Annotated in this window: 15 protein-coding genes; 1 reads left to right on the top strand and 14 read right to left on the bottom strand. The window is 35.7% G+C overall.

Features of this window, described 5'->3' with window-relative positions; all coding sequences use genetic code 11:
- Positions 1-47 precede the first annotated feature (47 nt).
- The 11 genes from ACZZZI_RS00710 to pyrR form a co-directional block, all read right to left on the bottom strand.
- On the bottom strand, positions 48-3419 hold the full coding sequence (locus ACZZZI_RS00710; protein WP_463488322.1) for a methylmalonyl-CoA mutase family protein: 3372 nt from the start codon (positions 3417-3419) through the stop codon (positions 48-50).
- Positions 3420-3567: 148 nt separating this feature from the next.
- Complete coding sequence (gene pafA / locus ACZZZI_RS00705; protein ID WP_463488321.1) at positions 3568-5223, bottom strand: alkaline phosphatase PafA; 1656 nt, start codon at positions 5221-5223, stop codon at positions 3568-3570.
- Between the two features lie 68 nt (positions 5224-5291).
- Positions 5292-6581, bottom strand: coding sequence for a bifunctional folylpolyglutamate synthase/dihydrofolate synthase (locus ACZZZI_RS00700; RefSeq protein WP_463488320.1), 1290 nt, complete (start codon positions 6579-6581; stop codon positions 5292-5294).
- Between the two features lie 109 nt (positions 6582-6690).
- Positions 6691-7506 carry an energy transducer TonB gene (locus tag ACZZZI_RS00695; protein WP_463488319.1) on the bottom strand — a complete coding sequence of 272 codons (816 nt, stop codon included), beginning with the start codon at positions 7504-7506 and terminating at the stop codon, positions 6691-6693.
- Complete coding sequence (locus ACZZZI_RS00690; protein WP_316764022.1) at positions 7506-7907, bottom strand: ExbD/TolR family protein; 402 nt, start codon at positions 7905-7907, stop codon at positions 7506-7508. The genes ACZZZI_RS00695 and ACZZZI_RS00690 overlap by 1 nt, the downstream gene beginning before the upstream one ends.
- Entirely contained in the window at positions 7907-8611 is a 705-nt protein-coding gene (locus ACZZZI_RS00685) for a MotA/TolQ/ExbB proton channel family protein (protein WP_316764018.1), read from the bottom strand. The genes ACZZZI_RS00690 and ACZZZI_RS00685 overlap by 1 nt, the downstream gene beginning before the upstream one ends.
- On the bottom strand, positions 8611-9981 hold the full coding sequence (locus tag ACZZZI_RS00680) for an HU domain-containing protein (RefSeq protein WP_463488318.1): 1371 nt from the start codon (positions 9979-9981) through the stop codon (positions 8611-8613). The genes ACZZZI_RS00685 and ACZZZI_RS00680 overlap by 1 nt, the downstream gene beginning before the upstream one ends.
- Before the next feature lie 53 nt (positions 9982-10034).
- Complete coding sequence (locus ACZZZI_RS00675) at positions 10035-11732, bottom strand: porin family protein (protein ID WP_344766103.1); 1698 nt, start codon at positions 11730-11732, stop codon at positions 10035-10037.
- Between the two features lie 4 nt (positions 11733-11736).
- Positions 11737-14763, bottom strand: coding sequence for a tetratricopeptide repeat protein (locus ACZZZI_RS00670; RefSeq protein WP_424056419.1), 3027 nt, complete (start codon positions 14761-14763; stop codon positions 11737-11739).
- 279 nt (positions 14764-15042) lie between these two features.
- Positions 15043-15972: an aspartate carbamoyltransferase catalytic subunit gene (locus tag ACZZZI_RS00665; protein ID WP_424056418.1), complete on the bottom strand. Its 930-nt coding sequence runs from the start codon at positions 15970-15972 to the stop codon at positions 15043-15045.
- A gap of 7 nt (positions 15973-15979) precedes the next feature.
- Entirely contained in the window at positions 15980-16525 is a 546-nt protein-coding gene (pyrR, locus tag ACZZZI_RS00660) for a bifunctional pyr operon transcriptional regulator/uracil phosphoribosyltransferase PyrR (RefSeq protein ID WP_316764003.1), read from the bottom strand.
- A gap of 357 nt (positions 16526-16882) precedes the next feature.
- Here pyrR and ACZZZI_RS00655 point away from each other — a divergent pair, with 357 nt between their 5' ends.
- Complete coding sequence (locus ACZZZI_RS00655) at positions 16883-17284, top strand: thiol-disulfide oxidoreductase DCC family protein (protein ID WP_463488317.1); 402 nt, start codon at positions 16883-16885, stop codon at positions 17282-17284.
- Between the two features lie 11 nt (positions 17285-17295).
- Here ACZZZI_RS00655 and ACZZZI_RS00650 read toward each other — a convergent pair whose 3' ends face one another.
- The 3 genes from ACZZZI_RS00650 to ACZZZI_RS00640 form a co-directional block, all read right to left on the bottom strand.
- Entirely contained in the window at positions 17296-17535 is a 240-nt protein-coding gene (locus ACZZZI_RS00650) for a hypothetical protein (RefSeq protein WP_463488316.1), read from the bottom strand.
- An 80-nt stretch (positions 17536-17615) separates the two neighbouring features.
- On the bottom strand, positions 17616-17705 hold the full coding sequence (locus ACZZZI_RS00645; protein WP_316764038.1) for an SHOCT domain-containing protein: 90 nt from the start codon (positions 17703-17705) through the stop codon (positions 17616-17618).
- A 95-nt stretch (positions 17706-17800) separates the two neighbouring features.
- Entirely contained in the window at positions 17801-18397 is a 597-nt protein-coding gene (locus tag ACZZZI_RS00640) for a hypothetical protein (protein WP_463488315.1), read from the bottom strand.

Genomic DNA, 18397 nt, shown 5'->3' with positions numbered 1-18397 from the left:
AAATATAATATTTTTAAAGTCCCGATGAAAATCGGGACTTTTTTGTTTTACATGTTTCTTCTGTACTGTCCGCCGACTTCGTACAAAGCTTTACTAATTTGCCCTAACGAACAAACTTTGCATATTTCCATTAGTTGTTCGAAAATATTATCACCTGCTACGGCAGATTTCTGTAATTGTTTTAAAAGTACTTCTGCCTGATCTTCATTTCTATTTTGAAATTCGTTTAAGGTTTCAATTTGATATTGCTTTTCTTCTTCAGTAGCCCGAATTACTTCGCCTGGAACAATTGTTGGAGAGCCATTTTTATTGAGAAAGGTATTTACACCAACAATAGGATACTCGCCTGTATGTTTTAAGGTTTCATAGTATAAACTTTCTTCCTGTATTTTACCGCGTTGATACATGGTTTCCATAGCACCTAAAACACCACCTCTGTCGTTTATCCGTTTAAATTCGGCTAAAACCGCATCTTCAACCAGATCAGTAAGTTCCTCTATAATGAAAGCACCCTGTAATGGGTTTTCATTTTTGGCCAGACCTAACTCTCGGTTAATAATTAATTGAATAGCCATTGCTCTACGCACCGATTCTTCTGTTGGAGTAGTAATGGCTTCGTCGTAAGCGTTTGTATGCAAGGAGTTACAGTTATCGTAGATTGCATAAAGTGCCTGTAAAGTTGTTCTTATATCATTAAAGTCGATTTCCTGAGCGTGTAAAGAACGGCCAGAAGTTTGAATATGATATTTTAATTTTTGCGAACGATCATTTCCTTTATACTTGTTTTTAATGGCTTTAGCCCATATTCTTCTGGCTACGCGACCAATAACTGCATACTCAGGATCGATGCCATTTGAGAAGAAGAAAGATAAGTTTGGGGCAAAATCATCAATATGCATGCCCCTGCTTAAATAGTATTCTACAAAAGTAAAACCATTACTTAAGGTAAATGCCAATTGTGAAATAGGATTCGCACCAGCTTCGGCAATGTGGTAACCTGAAATTGACACGGAATAGAAATTACGGACTTTTTCATCAATAAAATACTTCTGAATATCGCCCATCATTCTTAAAGCGAACTCGGTAGAGAATATACAAGTATTTTGTGCCTGATCTTCTTTCAAAATATCGGCCTGAACCGTTCCGCGAACGGAACTGATGGCGTAAGCTTTAATTTTAACGTAAACATCTGCAGGTAAAACCTGATCGCCAGTAACGCCTAGAAGCATTAGGCCAAGTCCGTTATTTCCCTCCGGAAGCTTTCCGCTGTAACTTGGTCTGCTTATATTCTTAGCCTTATAAATGGCTTCTATCTTTTTGTTGGTTTCTTCTTCCAGTCTGTTTTCAGTAATGTATTTTTCACACTGCTGATCTATGGCCACATTCATAAAAAAGCCCAATAGCATTGGTGCGGGCCCATTAATTGTCATAGATACAGAAGTAGATGGCGCACAAAGGTCGAAACCAGAATATAGTTTTTTGGCATCATCTAATGTTGCAATGCTTACACCTGAGTTTCCGATTTTACCATAAATATCTGGGCGAATGTGCGGATCTTCTCCGTATAAAGTTACCGAATCAAACGCTGTTGATAAGCGATGAGCTGGTTGACCTAATGAAACATAATGGAAACGCTTGTTTGTTCTTTCTGGTCCACCTTCGCCTGCAAACATACGTGTTGGATCTTCACCTTCGCGTTTTAGCGGGAAAACTCCAGCTGCGTAAGGAAATTCTCCTGGCAAGTTTTCGGTTAATAACCACCTCAAAATATCGCCCCAATCTTCGTAACGTGGTAAAGAAACTTTTGGGATGTTCAGCTTGGATAGAGACTCGTAATATAACGGAAGTTTAATTTCTTTATCGCGAACTTTATAAATGAAGAACTCTTCTTTATAGCTCTTTTTGGTTTCTGGCCATTGGCGTAATAACCTTCTGCATTCGCCATCTAACTGTTCTTCAAAATGAGTGTAAGCTTCTTCTAAACCTTGCCCGATGGAAAGTGACGTATTTTCTTTGGCTAAATCTATTACGCCTTTCAGCTGATACATTTTTCTGGCAATGCCTGATTGCTTATCAACCCACTCATTATAGGCTTGACTAGACTCTGCAATTTCAGCCAGATAACGAATCCGATCTGGTGGAATTATGTAAATCTTCTCCGATTGTTCGGAGGTAAGTTCCATTTTAGCTTTGAAATCTGTTCCAGTTTTTAATTTTATTTGTTCCATTAAAGCAACGAATAAATTATTCATTCCTGGATCATTAAATTGCGAGGCCATGGTTCCATAAACAGGGATTTCGTGATCCTTGGCATCGAAAATATTGTGATTTCTTTTATACTGTTTTCTTACGTCGCGAAGTGCATCTAAAGCACCTCTTTTATCGAATTTATTAATCGCTACCAAATCTGCGAAGTCGAGCATGTCGATTTTTTCGAGCTGCGTTGCAGCTCCAAATTCGGGAGTCATTACATATAGCGAAACATCGCAATGTTCTGTGATTTCGGTATCAGATTGGCCAATTCCAGAGGTTTCTACTATTATAAGATCATATCCTGCGGCTTTGCAAATGTCGATACTTTCCTGTACGTTTTTAGAAAGTGCTAAATTAGCTTGCCTTGTAGCTAATGAACGCATATAAACCCTTGGGTTATTAATTGCATTCATTCGGATTCTATCGCCAAGCAAGGCACCGCCTGTTTTTCTTTTGGATGGATCTACAGAAATTATAGCTAGGGTTTTATCTTTCACTTCAACGAGGAAACGTCTTACCAGTTCATCAACTAACGATGATTTACCTGCACCACCAGTTCCTGTAATCCCTAGAATTGGTGCTTTATTATTTTTTGATAATTTTTTCAATTCATCCACGAAGGATTGAGCGCCCTCTGGATCGTTTTCTGCAACTGTAATGGCACCAGCAATGGCTTTAATGTCTTTTTGAGGAATAGTTTTTAACTCTTCAGTTATACTGCTTTTGGTTACAAAATCAGTTTTCTCTAACATATCATTAATCATGCCCTGTAAACCCATTCTTCGGCCATCATCTGGAGAATAAATTTTAGAAATACCATAGCCTTCGAGGTCCTCAATTTCTGAAGGAAGAATTACACCTCCACCGCCAGCAAATATTTTTATATGTCCTGAGCCTCTTTCCTGAAGTAAATCGAACATATATTTAAAATATTCTATATGTCCGCCTTGGTAAGAAGTCATCGCAATTCCCTGAACATCTTCTTGAATGGCACAATTTACAACTTCATCTACAGAACGATTATGACCTAAATGAATAACTTCTGCTCCTGAAGATTGAAGAATACGGCGCATAATATTAATGGTCGCATCGTGTCCATCGAAAAGAGAAGCAGCGGTTACAAAACGAATTTTATTTTTGGGTTTATAGATTTCTACTTGTTGCATATTATTTATTTAATGAAACAGAAGAGCGGCTCTGTTTTCAAATTATATCTGGCTATGCAAATGTAATAATAACTTGGTATCTGCCCATTTTTTAACGGTATTGATACTGTAATAAAGCAAAAAAGCCGACTGTTAGGTCGGCTTAGTTTTATTTGTTTGTGATTTCGGTAATTGGTTCACCCACGCATCCACTTGGCATTTGAATGTGCAATAGTGCTGCCAGGGTTGCAGAAATATCTGTCATGTAATGCGTTTTATTCGTTGCGCCTGGTTTAATTCCCCATCCCATAAATACCAGAGGAATATGAGCATCGTAAGGATTCCAGTTTCCGTGAGTGGTACCTGTGCTGCTACCATTAAACCAGTTTGGATCTAATATGTAATACAAGTCGCCACTTCTTCTTGCATTGTAACCATTAGTAATCATTTTTTTCTGAATTTCGGGTAGCGTTGCTATCGAAATCTTGGAAATGTCTACTACATTGGCAAAACCATCCATTCTTTTCAAGAATTCGATTGACGCAGCCTTAATTACATCGAAACTTACGGTTCCGTTATCGGTTTTATCGTGATCGAAAATGATTTGATTGTTCATTGATTTAAGAACAACATTATTTACCTTAAATTTATCGTTTAAAAATCCATTAAGCTTAAAAACAATATCTCTATCGCTTACTGTTCCACCAGGTAATTTATTTTCTTTCATAAAACCTGGAACATGAGCAACACCGTGATCGGCACTTAGAAAAACAGTATAATTTCCTTTACCAACTTTTTTATCCAGATAATTAAAAAATTCTTCAAAATCTTTATCTAAACGTAAGTAAGTATCTTCTGCTTCGATAGAGTTTGGTCCGTATGCATGACCAACATAATCTGTTGCCGAGCAGCTAACGGCCAAGAAATCGGTAATGTTATCCTGTCCCAAATCTTCGGAAAGGATTGCCAGTTTAGCTAAGTCTAAAGTGATTGTATTACCATAAGGTGTGCTTCTGATTGCATCGAAGTTTTTATCGACATTTTGAGTAAGCATATGCGGAAAAGTACTTGATTTACCTTCGTAAGCTTTCTCATCGCTTGTGCTATTTACATAGCTATTTATTGGATATAAGGTTTCCCAGTTTTTAGCGTAAAATTTATTGGCAAGTTTTAATTTGTTGTAATCAGCAATCCAGGTTGGTACTTCTTTCATGTAATATGAACTCGTAATCCAGTTACCTGTGCTGCCTTGGTACCAATATGCCGCATTTGCTGCATGGCCAGCTGGCAAAATAGAGCCTCTATCTTTAAGGGAAATACCGATAACTTTACCTCTGAAATTGGTTGCCAATCTTAATTCGTCGGTTATGGTAGTTGCCAAAAGGTTTTTTGGCGACATATTTCCTTCAGATGAAGGTGTGCTACCCACCGTTACCACTGATGAATCTTCCGTGCAGTAAACATTTTTTTTAGTTTCTACATTATACCAATCGTTACCCACAATACCATGAATTGCAGGAACTGAACCTGTATAAATTGTTGTATGGCCAACTGCCGTATATGTAGGTGTATAAGGAATGAATGTATTTTCTACCGAAAAACCTTCGTTAATTAATCTTTTAAATCCGCCGTTTGAATAACGGTTGTAATAACGATATAGATAATCCCAACGCATTTGATCGACTACTAAACCTACAACCAATTTTGGTCGTGCAACTTCTGCAGGAAAGGCTTTAGCGGTTGGAGCTGCTTTTTTAGTTTGAGCTGAAACAGTTGTTAGGGAGAGGATGGATAGGGAAACAATTAAGCAAGAAATTTTCTTCATTCTATTTTAGTTTAAAAGCTAAAAGTAGAATTTTTAGATGAAGATTGTTTGAACTTTCTGTAAAGTTTTTATATCGCTTCAGCAACCACAAACGTACTTCCACCGATGAAAACTAGATCATCTTTATCTGCCTTATTTATTGCTGCCTGTTTTGCTTCCTGAACAGAATTAAAATAATCGCCTCGTAAATTAAAAGCACGGGCCTGCTCTTGCAGCTCTTTAGCATCGAGTCCCCGTTCAATATCCGGTTTACAGAAATAATAAGTGGCATTTTTTGGAACTAATGACAGCACTTTGGTAATATCCTTATCTTTTACCATTCCAAAAACCAGGTGAAGATTTTTGTGAGGTGTAGATTCGATATTCTTAATCACTTCTTTTATGCCAGCTTCATTATGCCCAGTATCGCAAATTACTAAAGGGTTTTTGCTTAATGTTTGCCAGCGACCCTGAAGCTGGGTTAATTTCTTTACTTGTTTCAAGCCATCATAAATAGCTTGTTTTACGATTTTTGTTTTGGCAGTCTGATTAAAAACTTCGAGTGTTTTCAATACGGTAATTATGTTTTTTGGTTGATATAGACCAGTTAAATCACTTTTAAGATCAGCATATTTAATTTGATTGTTTTCGTAAACCGATAAACTTAGCTTGCTACTTTTAACTGAAATATTTTGTGCTTTTAAAAAGTTATCAGCAAAATATATTGGTGCTTTTACACTTGCGGCTTTGTTATTAAAAACGGGTTGAGATTCGGCCTGAGTTTCACCAATAACTACCGGAATACCTTTTTTAATGATACCTGCTTTTTCGCCAGCAATTTCTTCAAGCGTGTTACCAAGCATATTGGTATGATCTAAACTGATATTGGTAATTACAGATATTTCTGGGGTAATAATATTTGTAGAGTCTAAGCGACCTCCTAAACCGACTTCTATCACTGCAATATCCACCTTATGTTTTGCAAAATGTTCGAAAGCCATAGCAACCGTAACTTCAAAAAATGAAGGCTCTATTTTATAAATTAACTTTTTATTAGCCTGAACAAAAGATTTGACTTCTGTTTTGCTAATCATTTGTCCATTTATACGAATTCGTTCACGAAAATCTTTTAGGTGAGGGGAGGTATACAAACCTGTTTTAAGGCCCTGCGCCTGTAAAACAGAAGCCAACATGTGCGATGTTGAGCCTTTGCCATTTGTACCAGCAACATGTATGCTTTTGAATTTTTGCTGAGGGTTATCCAAAGCTTCGCAAAGAATGATGGTATTGGTTAAATCTTTTTTGAAAGCTGATGCGCCAACACGAGTAAACATAGGGAGTTTACTGTACAAAAAATCGAGTGTTTGCTGGTAGTTCATAATAGTTGTCAAATATAAGCTGACAAATTATTATTATGAAAAGAAATGGAAAGATTATGAATTGATATTGAATGTAGATATGGTCTGCATTTCACAGACCATAAAATATTTACTTCACCTTAAAGTTAAATACGACAACCCCAGTCTGGTTATCGGTTCCAATATCTGATTTATTTAAAGTAGAATTTAATACAGCCTGAATACATTTGTTAACCAAATCTGTATCTGTAATGGTCGAACCTTTTAATTCCTGGTTGGCTCTTGTAATATCGCCCGATTTATTGAAATAAATTCTGATGGCAATTTTGCCTGTTTTTTGGCCATCATCTTTAGGGGTAACCAAATTAGAAAAGCGTCTTAATTCAATGGGTTTATTTCCAAAGCCAGAACCACCTTCTCCATAATTATTAGCAAGCGGATCGCCATTTTTCGAGCCTTGATTTCCAGGGGTATCACCTGTTCCATCGCCACCACCCTGGCCAGTACTCTTTTTGCCTTTATATAAAGCATTTTGATTGATTACAGGTTTTGAAGGTTTTTCTTCAGTTGCCGTAGTCGGGGTTTTTGCCGCCGTTTTGGTCGGTTTTGTATTTACGCTAATGGCTTCTTCTGTATTTTGTGTTTGAATCTCCTTATCACCAGTTTCAACAGTCGTGTTTTCGGTTACTTTTTCTTCGGGTACAACTTTATCGGGAGCTTTATTATTGGCATTAGGATCTGCAGATGGTTCTTCAATACTTGTATAGTCATCACCCATTCCTGTTTCAGCTGTTCCATAATTTACAACCATACCGCCCATGCCCAAATCTTCAGGTGGTTCGAAGGAATTAATCACAATTAAAAAGCTAATTGCAAGCAATAGCGCCATTATCCCAGAGGATATTGCTACTGCTTTTGGATAATTATTTTCTTCTTTGTAATTCATTACTTTTTAGGCTCTACAGCTAAAACAAGTTTTAATTTCAGTTTGTTTGCCACATCATAGGCAACCATAATGTTTTCTGCAGGAACATTTTTAGCCACATATAAAATTATGGTCATATCTGGAGCCAGTTTTTGATAAGCTTCTACTGCCGATTGCAAACTTTCTGCTGTTGCAGGTTTTTTATCAACGAAATAATTTAAATTTTCGTCTATACTTACAGTTACTGCTTTTTTGGCTGTAGATTGTTGTCCACTTGATGACTGCGGCAATAATAACTTAACTACCTGAGGATTTACTACCGCAGATGCCAATAGAAAAAACAGCATCAGGAAAAACATAATATCGTTTAATGCCGATGTATGTACTTCTACAGAGCCTTTTGTTCTTTTTCTTAAATTCATTATTTACCTGGTTCTTCTAATAAATCAATAAAGTCAATTGCATCGGTTTCCATTTTAAGGATGATTTTTTCGACCATTATATTTAAAATGTGGTATAAAACATAAGCGATAATACCGATAATTAATCCAGTAGCTGAAGTGATCATTTTGGTATATAAACCACCAGAAATGGTGCCGATTTCGATAGCACCTTTAATTGATACCTGGTGGAAAATGGTGATAACCCCAACAATTGTACCTACGAAACCCAGCATTGGTGCAATACCAGCTACAATTCCTAAAATGCTGATGTTTTTTTCCAGTTTGGAAACTTCAAGTTTTCCAACATTTTCAATTGCACCTTCAATATCTTTTATTGGTCTGCCAATGCGTTTTAATCCTTTTTGCAACATGCGAGAAAGGGGAGAATTATTATTTCTCAAAAGAGCAGAAGCACCTTCTAAATTTCCAGATTGTATGTAAGACCTGATCTGGCCCATTAAGTTTGATTCGTCTTTAGTTGCTTTTTTGATTGTTAAATAACGTTCAACAAAAATAACCAAGGCTAAAAAAGCTAAGAAAGCTAAAGGAACCATAACCCAGCCACCTTTAAACAACAAATCGATAAAATGCAATTCTGGTGCAGGTTGAGATAGTGCTGGATTTACTGCGTTTGCGGTATCCTGTAATACTTGTGTGGTATCTTGAATTAATAATGCAATCATTATGGTGTGTTTATCTGTTTAATATCTAATTCTTTAATTCTTATTTTTTTGCTTAATTCTGGTCGGGCATCAAGTGCTTCTTTCTCTGTTTTAAAAGAAGCAATGCTAACTTTTTTGTATGGTCCTTCTATCGGTACAATTTTAGCTTTTAATCCGTAGCCTTTCATTTGTGCAACAAATTGCTCTGCTTTTTTAGTTGTTTTAAAAGAAGCACCAATTATTTCGTATGTTATAACACCTGTTTTTTGTGGTGTTTCAACTGGTTTTTGTGGGCTAACTGCTGCAATAGATTTTGCCTTTTGACTATCTATTTTGCTTTGAACCTGATTTGCTTTTAAGATGCTATCTGTTTTTGCAATTGAATCCTGCTTAACTTTGGCACTATCGATTTTCTGTGCTTTCGCAGTATCTAATGTCATCGTGCCAGGTTTTGCAATAACTTGTTCTGATTTGTTAAACAAATCGGGTTTTGCAAAATAAATAATTGCTGCAACAACAATGAGAATTGCAACGCCAATCCAAACTTTCGTCCAAACAGATTTTTCTTCTTCCTGAAGAATTTCTTCTGCTAAAGGATCATGTCCGAAACGATTAGGATGTTCGGCATGTTGCTCTTTTATAAATTCGGGCGCTTCAGAAACATACTGTTTCGTTGCGTCATCCTCATTTAAATTAAGATAAGTTTTTGGCTCTTCTGCAAGTGGAATTTTGACTTCCTCTGGCTCAACTTCAATAATTTCAACTTCCTGTTTGCGGGGTAACGTATGTTTTAAATCATCTTTAACCTCATCAAGCTCGATATTTTCTATTATAGGAAAAACCTGTTCTTCAGCTTTTTTATCTTCTTCAATATGTATTGGCGCTTCCGCAATTTCTTCAAAAACCTCTTCTTCATTCGTATCAGCATCAAGAGGCTCTACGCTTTTTTCACTCTGGGAGGCCTTTTCAGGTTCGTCAACAAGTTGGGTTTCTGTAACATCTGGTAAACCAAAAAATTCAGAACCGTAATTAACATTATTAACGGGCTCGAAACTTAAGCCCTCATGTTCTGTATAAAATAAGCGGCCTATATTTTCTAATACCGCTTCATGTTCAACTTCAAGCTTTTTATTTGTTTCTTCTACAAATTGAGAAATATAATATTCTGCACTTTCCTTAGATATATTTCTTTTAGCAGCAATAAAATCGGGAAGTAAATTTTCTTCCTTTAAACTTGCTGTAAATTGCAATGTATAACCTGGTGGTAAAAACGATTGTTTCTCCTTATCGTATCTGCCAGCAAATTTCTTTTTGTAAAAAGTACCCAGGTCGGCAATGCCAACCGAGGATTGTTGCTTTAAGAGTTCGGAAAGGTATAATAAGATGTCCATTCTGGTAAAATTAGCGTTTTATTCTAAATCAACACAATAATAAATTAATGTGTTTAAAACGAATAGGTTAGTCCACCAAATATATTAAAGCCGTTTACCTGATAAAATAAGTATCTGTTATAATTTTTGTTTAAGATGTTGTTCGCTTTTGCAAAAACAGAGAATTTATTGTTGATTCGGTAATCTGCACCAACCCCTAAATCTACAAAACCTTTAACTGTAACAATAGATTCTATTGCTGGGTTTGGAATTAAATATTGCGATGGAGCTACAGGAGCAGAATTATTTAATTTTGCTTTTACATCATCCTGAATTACAACGGCTGCGTTAAAGCTTAATTTTTTGTTATAAGTATAAACAAAGTTTGAGCTTACTTTTAAACCTGGTTTAAACCAGCTGTAAGTTTCTTGTGCAGGTTTATAATCATCGATATTTAATTTACCAGTCCATTTTAAAGCATCGCTAACCTGAACAGAAATTTCACCTTCCAAGCCCGTTACTTTAGCGGTTCCGAAATCATAAATCACATCAAACTTATTAAAATCGGTAAAGTTATTGATGAATAAAGGCATGTCTTCAACTTGTTTTATATAGAAACGAGCTTTGTATCCAAAACCAGGTCCGCCAGTTCCTTTAACACCAGCACTGATGCTTAACTTCTCAACTGTGTTTTTAACAAGAATATTGCTGTTTAGCCATGGATTTTCATCGGTAAAGCCTTTCATAGAGTTACGGGTAACATCACCTTTAACCTCTCCAAAAACTTGTAAATAATCAGGAATTAAAGTAAAATCTGCAGTAACCGCTGGGAATATTCTAGAGCTGCTGTAAGCACCAAACTCCTGAACAAAGTTAATCCCTGCCGTAACTTTTGCGCCTTTAACCTGTAAGCGGATGTAAGGATTTAAACGTAATAAATTGTTGCCAACGCTTGTCGTTAAGTCTTTTGTATTCCCAAATTCTGTTGAAGCGGCTAAGCCTAAGTTTAAAGAGCTGATCCTTTTATTTAAATAACCATTTAAGGTTAGATAGCTTTCTTTTGCACTGAATTTATCATTCCAAACGTAGCCATTAGCTTTCAATGCATAGCTGAAATCGTTTTCGTCTTCTTTATAGTTTTTTACTAACTCACCTTCTGCTTCGAATAAAGTCAAGGCCTGTTTCTGTGGATTTGGGTTTAAAGTAGGGCGGGCATCATCAATACCATAAAAGTACAAACCGTTACGCTCGAAATTAATGCGGCCACTAATTGTATTCTCAGCCATAATACTACGACCAAAAACACTGAATTGCTGATTGCTGCTATTTTGTTTATTTAGTTTGCCTTCCTGACTAAAGTGCTTAAAGTAACCACCGAGTTGTAAGGCTGGATCGCGACCTATATTTACATAAACTTCGCCTAATAAAGTTGCTAACGAACCAAAGCCACCTTTTACATAATTGTTAACCAGTTCGCTTTGTTTTTCATCAACCAAAGCTTGCGCCTGTAGTTTCTGAATGTCGCTGTTTATTTCTAATTTTCTTTCTGTAACACTATAATTAAGTTTTGCTTTATAAGTTTTAACATCATCCAGGTTTGGGCTTCTTCTAAGCTTTACCGCTTCTGCTAATATTGGTTTGTACGGACGGACAACTTCAATTTCTTCACTTACCGTTGCTTTCTCTTCTTGTTTTTTTTCTTGTGCCTGAACAGTTACTAAACCTGCAGCAAGGAAAAACAATGAGCTGTATATATATTTAATCGACTTCATGATTTTACTTCTTCGGGTTTAACTTTTCTAATTTTTGTTTTGCTGTAGGGATGATGTCATCCTTTTTGTTGTCGTAATTATCGATGATACTTAAAAGCGTACTTTTTGCTTGTAAATTATCTTTCAATGCAACATAGTTATCAGATAATAGGATAAAAGCTTTAGCTACCCAATAATCGTAAGATGCCATATTGTTAATTAAATCGAAGCAGGTTTTGGAAGATGTTTTATAATCACCTTTGGTGTATTCTAAAAACGCCAGATTGTATTTAGCTTCTGCAGCTGCAATTGTTTTAGTGCTTGCAACAACATTTTTAAATTCTTTTACAGCTGTTGTCGTATCGCCTTTTAATAAGTAAGCTTTACCTGCATATAAGCCAGAACTGTTTTTCTCTTCTTCTGATGCTTTTTCTGATCCTTTAGTAAGCTGAGCATATTTAATCATATCATCAGGAGAGTTAAGCGCTGTATAAGCTTTTAACAGATTGTTGATGGCATAACTGTAATGCGCTTTGTAATCAGTAGTCGTTTCTAAACGCTTTAAATAAACTATTGCCTCGTTATATTTTTTCTGGTCAAGAAAAACTTTCGAGATACTTAATAGCGAACGCTCGGTATAATCGCTCGACCAATCATTTAAAATATATTCGTAATCTGCAATTGCATCATCTGGACGACCAAGTTTCACTAAAGATTCTGCCCTGATAAACTTGCCTTCCTTATCGTGAATAGATTTAGGGAATTTATCAAAATAAGCATTAATAGCCTGTAGTGCGCCATTTGCATCACCTTTTAAGTATAACGTATTGGCAGCAGCAAAAACGATGTTATCTTGTTCTGCATTTGAATAGTTACCAAGCGGTGTTGTACCAGCGTAAGTAATAAAACCATTAGCATCACCTTTATCTACATAAATGTTTTTGATGGATTCCATGGCTTGCTTAGCTTCATCGGCACTTGGATAATCGCGGATTACCTTTTTGAAGGATTCTAAAGCAGCATCATCCTGATCTTGGTTGTATTGAACCAAACCAATGGTAACCAATGCTTTTGGTACGTAACTGCTGTGCGGATATTTAGCCACTAAGCCAACTAAATCGGTTTTTGATTTCTCTAAATCGCCTTTATTGAAGTAAGTGTAGGCCGTTTCAAAACCTGCATCATCTGCGTAGTTTGAGTTAGGGAATTTTTGCAGCAAACTTTGCATGGTTGCAATTTTTGTATCGTATTGATTTTCCAATCCCTGAATCATGCCCTTTTGGAAAATGGCGTAATCTTCTGCACTTGTTTTACGACTAATAATTTTATCGTAATTGCTCATGGCATTGCCATAGCTTTTATTTACAAAATACGAATCGGCTAAACGAATGGTTGCATCATCAATTGTTTTCTGATCTTTATCACTGCCAGCTAAAAAGCGTTCGAAATAGGTGGCTGCTTTGCCATATTTTTCATCTTCGAAAGCCGAGTAGGCCAAAGCATAGTTTGCAAAATTGTAAACACCAGTTTTATCAGCATCGGGCATTTTTAAGAATTTTTCGAAAGTGGTAACCGCTTCTCCGAATTTTCGTAGCTCGTACATTGATTCTGCTTTCCAGTAGGTACTTAATGCATGAATCTCATTGTCTTCTGGGAATTTCTCAGAACGTAAAAACATTGATAAAGCATTAGGGAAGGCTCTTTCGTTATAAAATTCTAATCCACGGAAATAGGTTACTTTTTGATAAGCTTCTTTTGCTTCTAAATTTTTATCAGGAATAGGCTCTAAAATATCAACAGCTGCCTGATAATTTTTAGTGGTTAATAAAACCTCGCCTAATAAAATTTTAGCTTCGTTAATTTTTCTTGATTTTGGAAATTGTTTCAGGAAGCCTTGTGTAGCCTCTAATGCTTGTTGATGGAAATTTAATTCGTAGCTTAATTTAGCATAATTTAACCACGATTCCTCCTGGATAATTTTATCAAAATCCAAGCGTGAGGCACGGAAAAATGCACTTTGTGCTTTCTCTTTATTTCCAAGTTGAATAAATGCCTTACCTAAAGTATGCATACCATTTTGAAGGTAAACATCGTCGGTATTTAGTTTTTCTAAAATAGCAACAGACTCTTTGTACTTTTTATTTTGAAACAAAGAGTAGCCATACTGGTAAATAAATAAGTTGTTTTTAGTATCGCTTTTATCTTTAGCATAAAATTCAGCGAAATACTTTTCTGCATTTTTAAAATCAGATTTTGCGAAATAAGAAGCAGCAACTAAACTTAACATTTCAGGCTCAAACTGCTGTTTGGTTTTTGCCATTGCAGGTATCGCATAGCTGATTACATCATCGTAACGCTCATCTAAATAATACATCGAAGTGATGTAATAAGGATAACTGGCTTCGTAAGTTGGCGAGCCTTTTAGTTTTTCGAAATTTGCTAAGGCCGTTTTATACTCCTTGTTCAGGTAGTTAATGTAAGCAAAGTAGTATGTTGCACTTTCCTGAAATTCACCTTCCTCTTTCTTTACTTTTTCAAAAAGCGGTTCAGCCTTATCATAGTTTTTTAACTGGAAATAAGCATAACCCTGTTTAAACTGGTACTCATTTCTTTGTTTGCCAGAAAGGGTAGAAGGATCGGTTTTTTCAAACCACTCTAATGCTTTTTCGTAGTTTTTTTGATTGAAATATGTTTTACCTACATAAAAGTAAGCCAGTTTTGTGTTCGGATTTAACGGATAATCGCGAATAAATGCCTGGAATAAGCTCTCGGCATCCGTATTGGTTAATTCTAAAGCACAAACGGCAGCATAGAATTTTGCATTCTCTTTTAATAAAGATAATTCGGCATTGCTTTCTGATTGAGAAGCGGGTTTAAAACGTTGTTGTTCAACAAGTTTAAACTGTTGCGAAGCAGCAGTATATTTCTCTTTGTCTAATAATTCTAAGCCCGTTTGATAGTTTTTATTGAGGTTTTGCACAGCGCTAACTTGCGCATAAGTGCTAAAACTTCCTGCTAAAAATAGCGGAATTAGTAAGTATTTATTTTGCATCGGTTTCAAATATGGTTGGTACTAAATTATAAATAGTATCAATGCTTATCAACAGAAGTAATTAACATCTGTGGATAACACAAGTTTAACGAATGGATTTTCGAATTGGTATGGAAGAAATGTAAATGTGGAAAATTAAGCTCTTTCAATGGTTCAATGGTCATTGGTGCAATGAGCCGAACTGGCTAGTCGATCAATTGTGAAGTAAGTTAACGATTAATCAAAGTCTAATTTGCTAAATTATGTCGATCGCTAGTAAATAATGACTAATGAACCAATTTATCCTTGACTTGCCAATAGATAAAGTACGGCCATTCTAACAGCAACTCCATTTTCTACTTGCTCTAAAATAATTGATTGCTTGCTATCTGCAACATCACTGGTAATCTCTACACCACGATTAATCGGGCCAGGGTGCATTACAATGATTTCTTTATCCAGATTATCTAAAATTTGTTTATTTAAGCCGTACATCATTGCATATTCTCTTTGCGATGGGAAATATTTAATGTCTTGACGTTCTAGCTGGATGCGAAGCATGTTTGCTACATCGCACCAATTTAGGGCCTTAATTAAGTTATGCTCTACCTTAACACCCAGTTGATGAATGTGCTTAGGAATTAACGTAGTCGGACCGCAAACCATAACTTCTGCACCTAAACGTTGTAAGCATAGTATATTCGAAATTGCAACTCTCGAGTGCAAAATGTCGCCAACAATTACAACTTTTTTACCTGCAACATCTCCTAATTTCTGGCGTATTGAAAAAGCATCAAGCAATGCTTGTGTCGGATGTTCGTGTGCGCCATCTCCAGCGTTTACAATTTGAGCTTTAATGTGTCTGCTTAAAAACTGACCAGCGCCAGCGTACGGATGACGCATTACAACCATATCAACTTTCATCGATAGAATGTTGTTCACCGTATCAATTAAGGTTTCGCCTTTGCTTACAGATGAGGAAGAGGCTGCAAAATTTACAACATCTGCCGAAAGTCTTTTTTCGGCAAGTTCGAAAGAAAGTTTTGTACGGGTAGAGTTTTCGAAGAAAATGTTGGCAATGGTAATATCACGAAGCGAAGGAACCTTTTTAATAGGTCTGTTAATCACTTCCTTAAAATTATCTGCAGTTTCGAAAATTAATTCGATATCATTCCGGTTAATATCTTTAATGCCTAAAAGATGTCGGGTTGATAGTTTGTCTGCTGCCATTTTTTACTTATTGTTTATCTGATAATAATAAAACTTTGTCTTCTGCTCCTTCACTCGCCCAGGTAACTTTTACATGCTGCGAGTTTAAGCTATCTACCTGTAAGCCAATGTAATCGGGTTCTATTGGTAAATGTCTGCTAAATCTACGGTCAATTAAAACCAATAATTCAACTTTTTCCGGGCGGCCATAAGCAAGCAAAGCATCAAGCGCTGCTCTTATTGTTCTGCCTGTCCAAAGTACATCGTCGATTAAGATTACTTTTTTACCTTCGATTATAAAATCTATTGAATTACTGCTGGCTGTTACCAAACCATCCTTACGGCGAAAATCGTCTCTAAAGAAAGTAATATCAAGGTTTCCCTTTAAAATTTTCTTGCTTTTTAAAATACCCTGAAGTTCAGTTTGAATTCGATCGGCTAAAAAGGGGCCTCTAGGCTGAATGCCAATTAAAACGGTATTTGCGAAATCGTCGTGGTTTTCAATTAATTGATGGCAAAGCCTCTTAATTGTAATTTGAATTTTTTGTCCGTCAAGAAGTGTTTTCTTTTGCATTGAAGAAGGATTGGGCAAATATATAAAAATGTTTTAAGGTAGGAAAGGCGAAGTTAGATTGTTTTAACTTCATCTTGCTAAAATGTTCATTTTCAAATATTAAAATCTATAAATAACTTCTATAATTTCAATTCTTTGAAAAGCAATTTATTGTGCTTATCGGTTCCAGCAGTCCTGTCATTCACTACAATCTTTTAAAAACCTCTGAATTGCTAGGGCCTGAAGCATCTGTTTCATCGGTTGCAGATGCTTCGTGCCTCAGCAAGACTCCATATCCCTGGCTGCTGCAATTTTAAAAGTATTTCCGTTGCTGCCAGGTTTAGATTACTCAGGCTAAAAGTGTAAATTTACATCATAATGAAAGCGCAACCAGTAATCTTTTTCGATGGTGTTTGTAACCTTTGCAATGCTTCGGTTCAGTTTGTAATTGAGCATGATCAAGAAAATTATTTCAAATTCAGTGCCTTACAAGGTGATTATGCGAAAGCGGTTTTACCAAAATTCAATGTAAATCCGAGCAGTTTAAACTCAACATTGCTATTGGAAGATGGTAAACTTTATACAAAATCTTCTTCGGCGTTACGTGTAGCTAAAAAACTAAATGGTATTTGGCCGTTGCTTTATGGGTTTATTATTGTGCCTAAGTTTATCCGCGATTGGGTTTATGATCTTGTTGCTAAAAACCGTTACAAATGGTGGGGCAAGCAGGAAACTTGCTGGGTACCAACGCCAGCGCTAAAAAATAAATTTTACGACTAAGTTATTTTTTCTTACAACTTTGGATGTGCATTGTTGCCGATCTTCTTATTATATCCTTTACCATTGCTGCTGAAAAATGCGCCATATGAAATAATTAAAATAATGATTAAAGCACCCAATAGGCCAATTGTGTAGCCGCTATTAATAATTTTATCTATGCTTATTAGGTAAATATCCCAAACTCTTAATATCAAAACACCAATAAATGATATGCTGTGTAAAACAATTAATGCTCCGATAACTTTTTTCATACTATAATATTTGGTTTAAGTATTGTGAGAATTTCTTTGGTCTTTTAGCTAAAAAAGCATGTAGATTTGATGGTTAAGAATTAAAATCGACTTAACAATTCTTTTTTCTTAGCATCAAATTCATCTTGTGTTATAATGCCTTCATTTACTAGGAGCTTAACAAACTGAATAAAGCGATGTATATAATAAAATGATTATGAAATAACTATTTTACAATTTGGGCAATAAATTGCATCATTGTTGCCAAAATGGTTTAGATCGAATTTTAAGAAAGTTCGGTTATTTTGTTCTTCAAATCGTTTAATGGTTTAACAAAAATACTGTCGTTCATTTTCTTTGCAATATAAATAAACGGTATGCCCACCAGAGTCAGTATCAAAATTTGGGGTAAAAAACCTGGCAGGCCAATTACTTTCTCAAAAGATTGATGTACGTAAAGTTTATAAGCTAACAATCCTGTTGGCCCAGCAAGAGGTAAAAAAATGTATCCATAAATAGATTCTCCCTTTAAAATCTCTTTAATTGCGTTGTAATTATCGATAAGTACCTGTTTGGTATTCGAATTATAATCAACACCTGTTTTAATCTTTTTGAACTTGATTACACCGAGTGCTCTAAATGTTTCGTAGGTGATAAATACGAATAAGAGTAAAAATCTTAAATCGCCTTTAGCAATAAAAGACATCACTAAAATTGGAATATCTATAATTCTAATCCACCTTAGTTTCCATTTTAGTTTAAACAATAAATCTTGCAGCAGCGTATGAGACTTTTCGTCGATACTAATTTTTGTAATATCGATTTTTTCTGCTTTGCTATTAAATTCGGTACTAAGGTTTTGCCATTCTTGTTCTAAGTTCAT

The sequence above is a fragment of the Pedobacter sp. AC190 genome (assembly GCF_979258025.1).
Note: the sequence above shows the minus strand (reverse complement) of the source record. Positions and strands in the feature narration are given on the sequence as shown.

Bases quoted from the DNA above. Each gene is read 5' to 3' on its own strand.
- ACZZZI_RS00710 (WP_463488322.1), bottom strand. From the start codon at position 3,419: ATGCAACAAGTAGAAATCTATAAACCCAAAAATAAAATTCGTTTTGTA.
- pafA (WP_463488321.1), bottom strand. From the start codon at position 5,223: ATGAAGAAAATTTCTTGCTTAATTGTTTCCCTATCCATCCTCTCCCTA.
- ACZZZI_RS00700 (WP_463488320.1), bottom strand. From the start codon at position 6,581: ATGAACTACCAGCAAACACTCGATTTTTTGTACAGTAAACTCCCTATG.
- ACZZZI_RS00695 (WP_463488319.1), bottom strand. From the start codon at position 7,506: ATGAATTACAAAGAAGAAAATAATTATCCAAAAGCAGTAGCAATATCC.
- ACZZZI_RS00690 (WP_316764022.1), bottom strand. From the start codon at position 7,907: ATGAATTTAAGAAAAAGAACAAAAGGCTCTGTAGAAGTACATACATCG.
- ACZZZI_RS00685 (WP_316764018.1), bottom strand. From the start codon at position 8,611: ATGATTGCATTATTAATTCAAGATACCACACAAGTATTACAGGATACC.
- ACZZZI_RS00680 (WP_463488318.1), bottom strand. From the start codon at position 9,981: ATGGACATCTTATTATACCTTTCCGAACTCTTAAAGCAACAATCCTCG.
- ACZZZI_RS00675 (WP_344766103.1), bottom strand. From the start codon at position 11,732: ATGAAGTCGATTAAATATATATACAGCTCATTGTTTTTCCTTGCTGCA.
- ACZZZI_RS00670 (WP_424056419.1), bottom strand. From the start codon at position 14,763: ATGCAAAATAAATACTTACTAATTCCGCTATTTTTAGCAGGAAGTTTT.
- ACZZZI_RS00665 (WP_424056418.1), bottom strand. From the start codon at position 15,972: ATGGCAGCAGACAAACTATCAACCCGACATCTTTTAGGCATTAAAGAT.
- pyrR (WP_316764003.1), bottom strand. From the start codon at position 16,525: ATGCAAAAGAAAACACTTCTTGACGGACAAAAAATTCAAATTACAATT.
- ACZZZI_RS00655 (WP_463488317.1), top strand. From the start codon at position 16,883: ATGAAAGCGCAACCAGTAATCTTTTTCGATGGTGTTTGTAACCTTTGC.
- ACZZZI_RS00650 (WP_463488316.1), bottom strand. From the start codon at position 17,535: ATGAAAAAAGTTATCGGAGCATTAATTGTTTTACACAGCATATCATTT.
- ACZZZI_RS00640 (WP_463488315.1), bottom strand. From the start codon at position 18,397: ATGAACTTAGAACAAGAATGGCAAAACCTTAGTACCGAATTTAATAGC.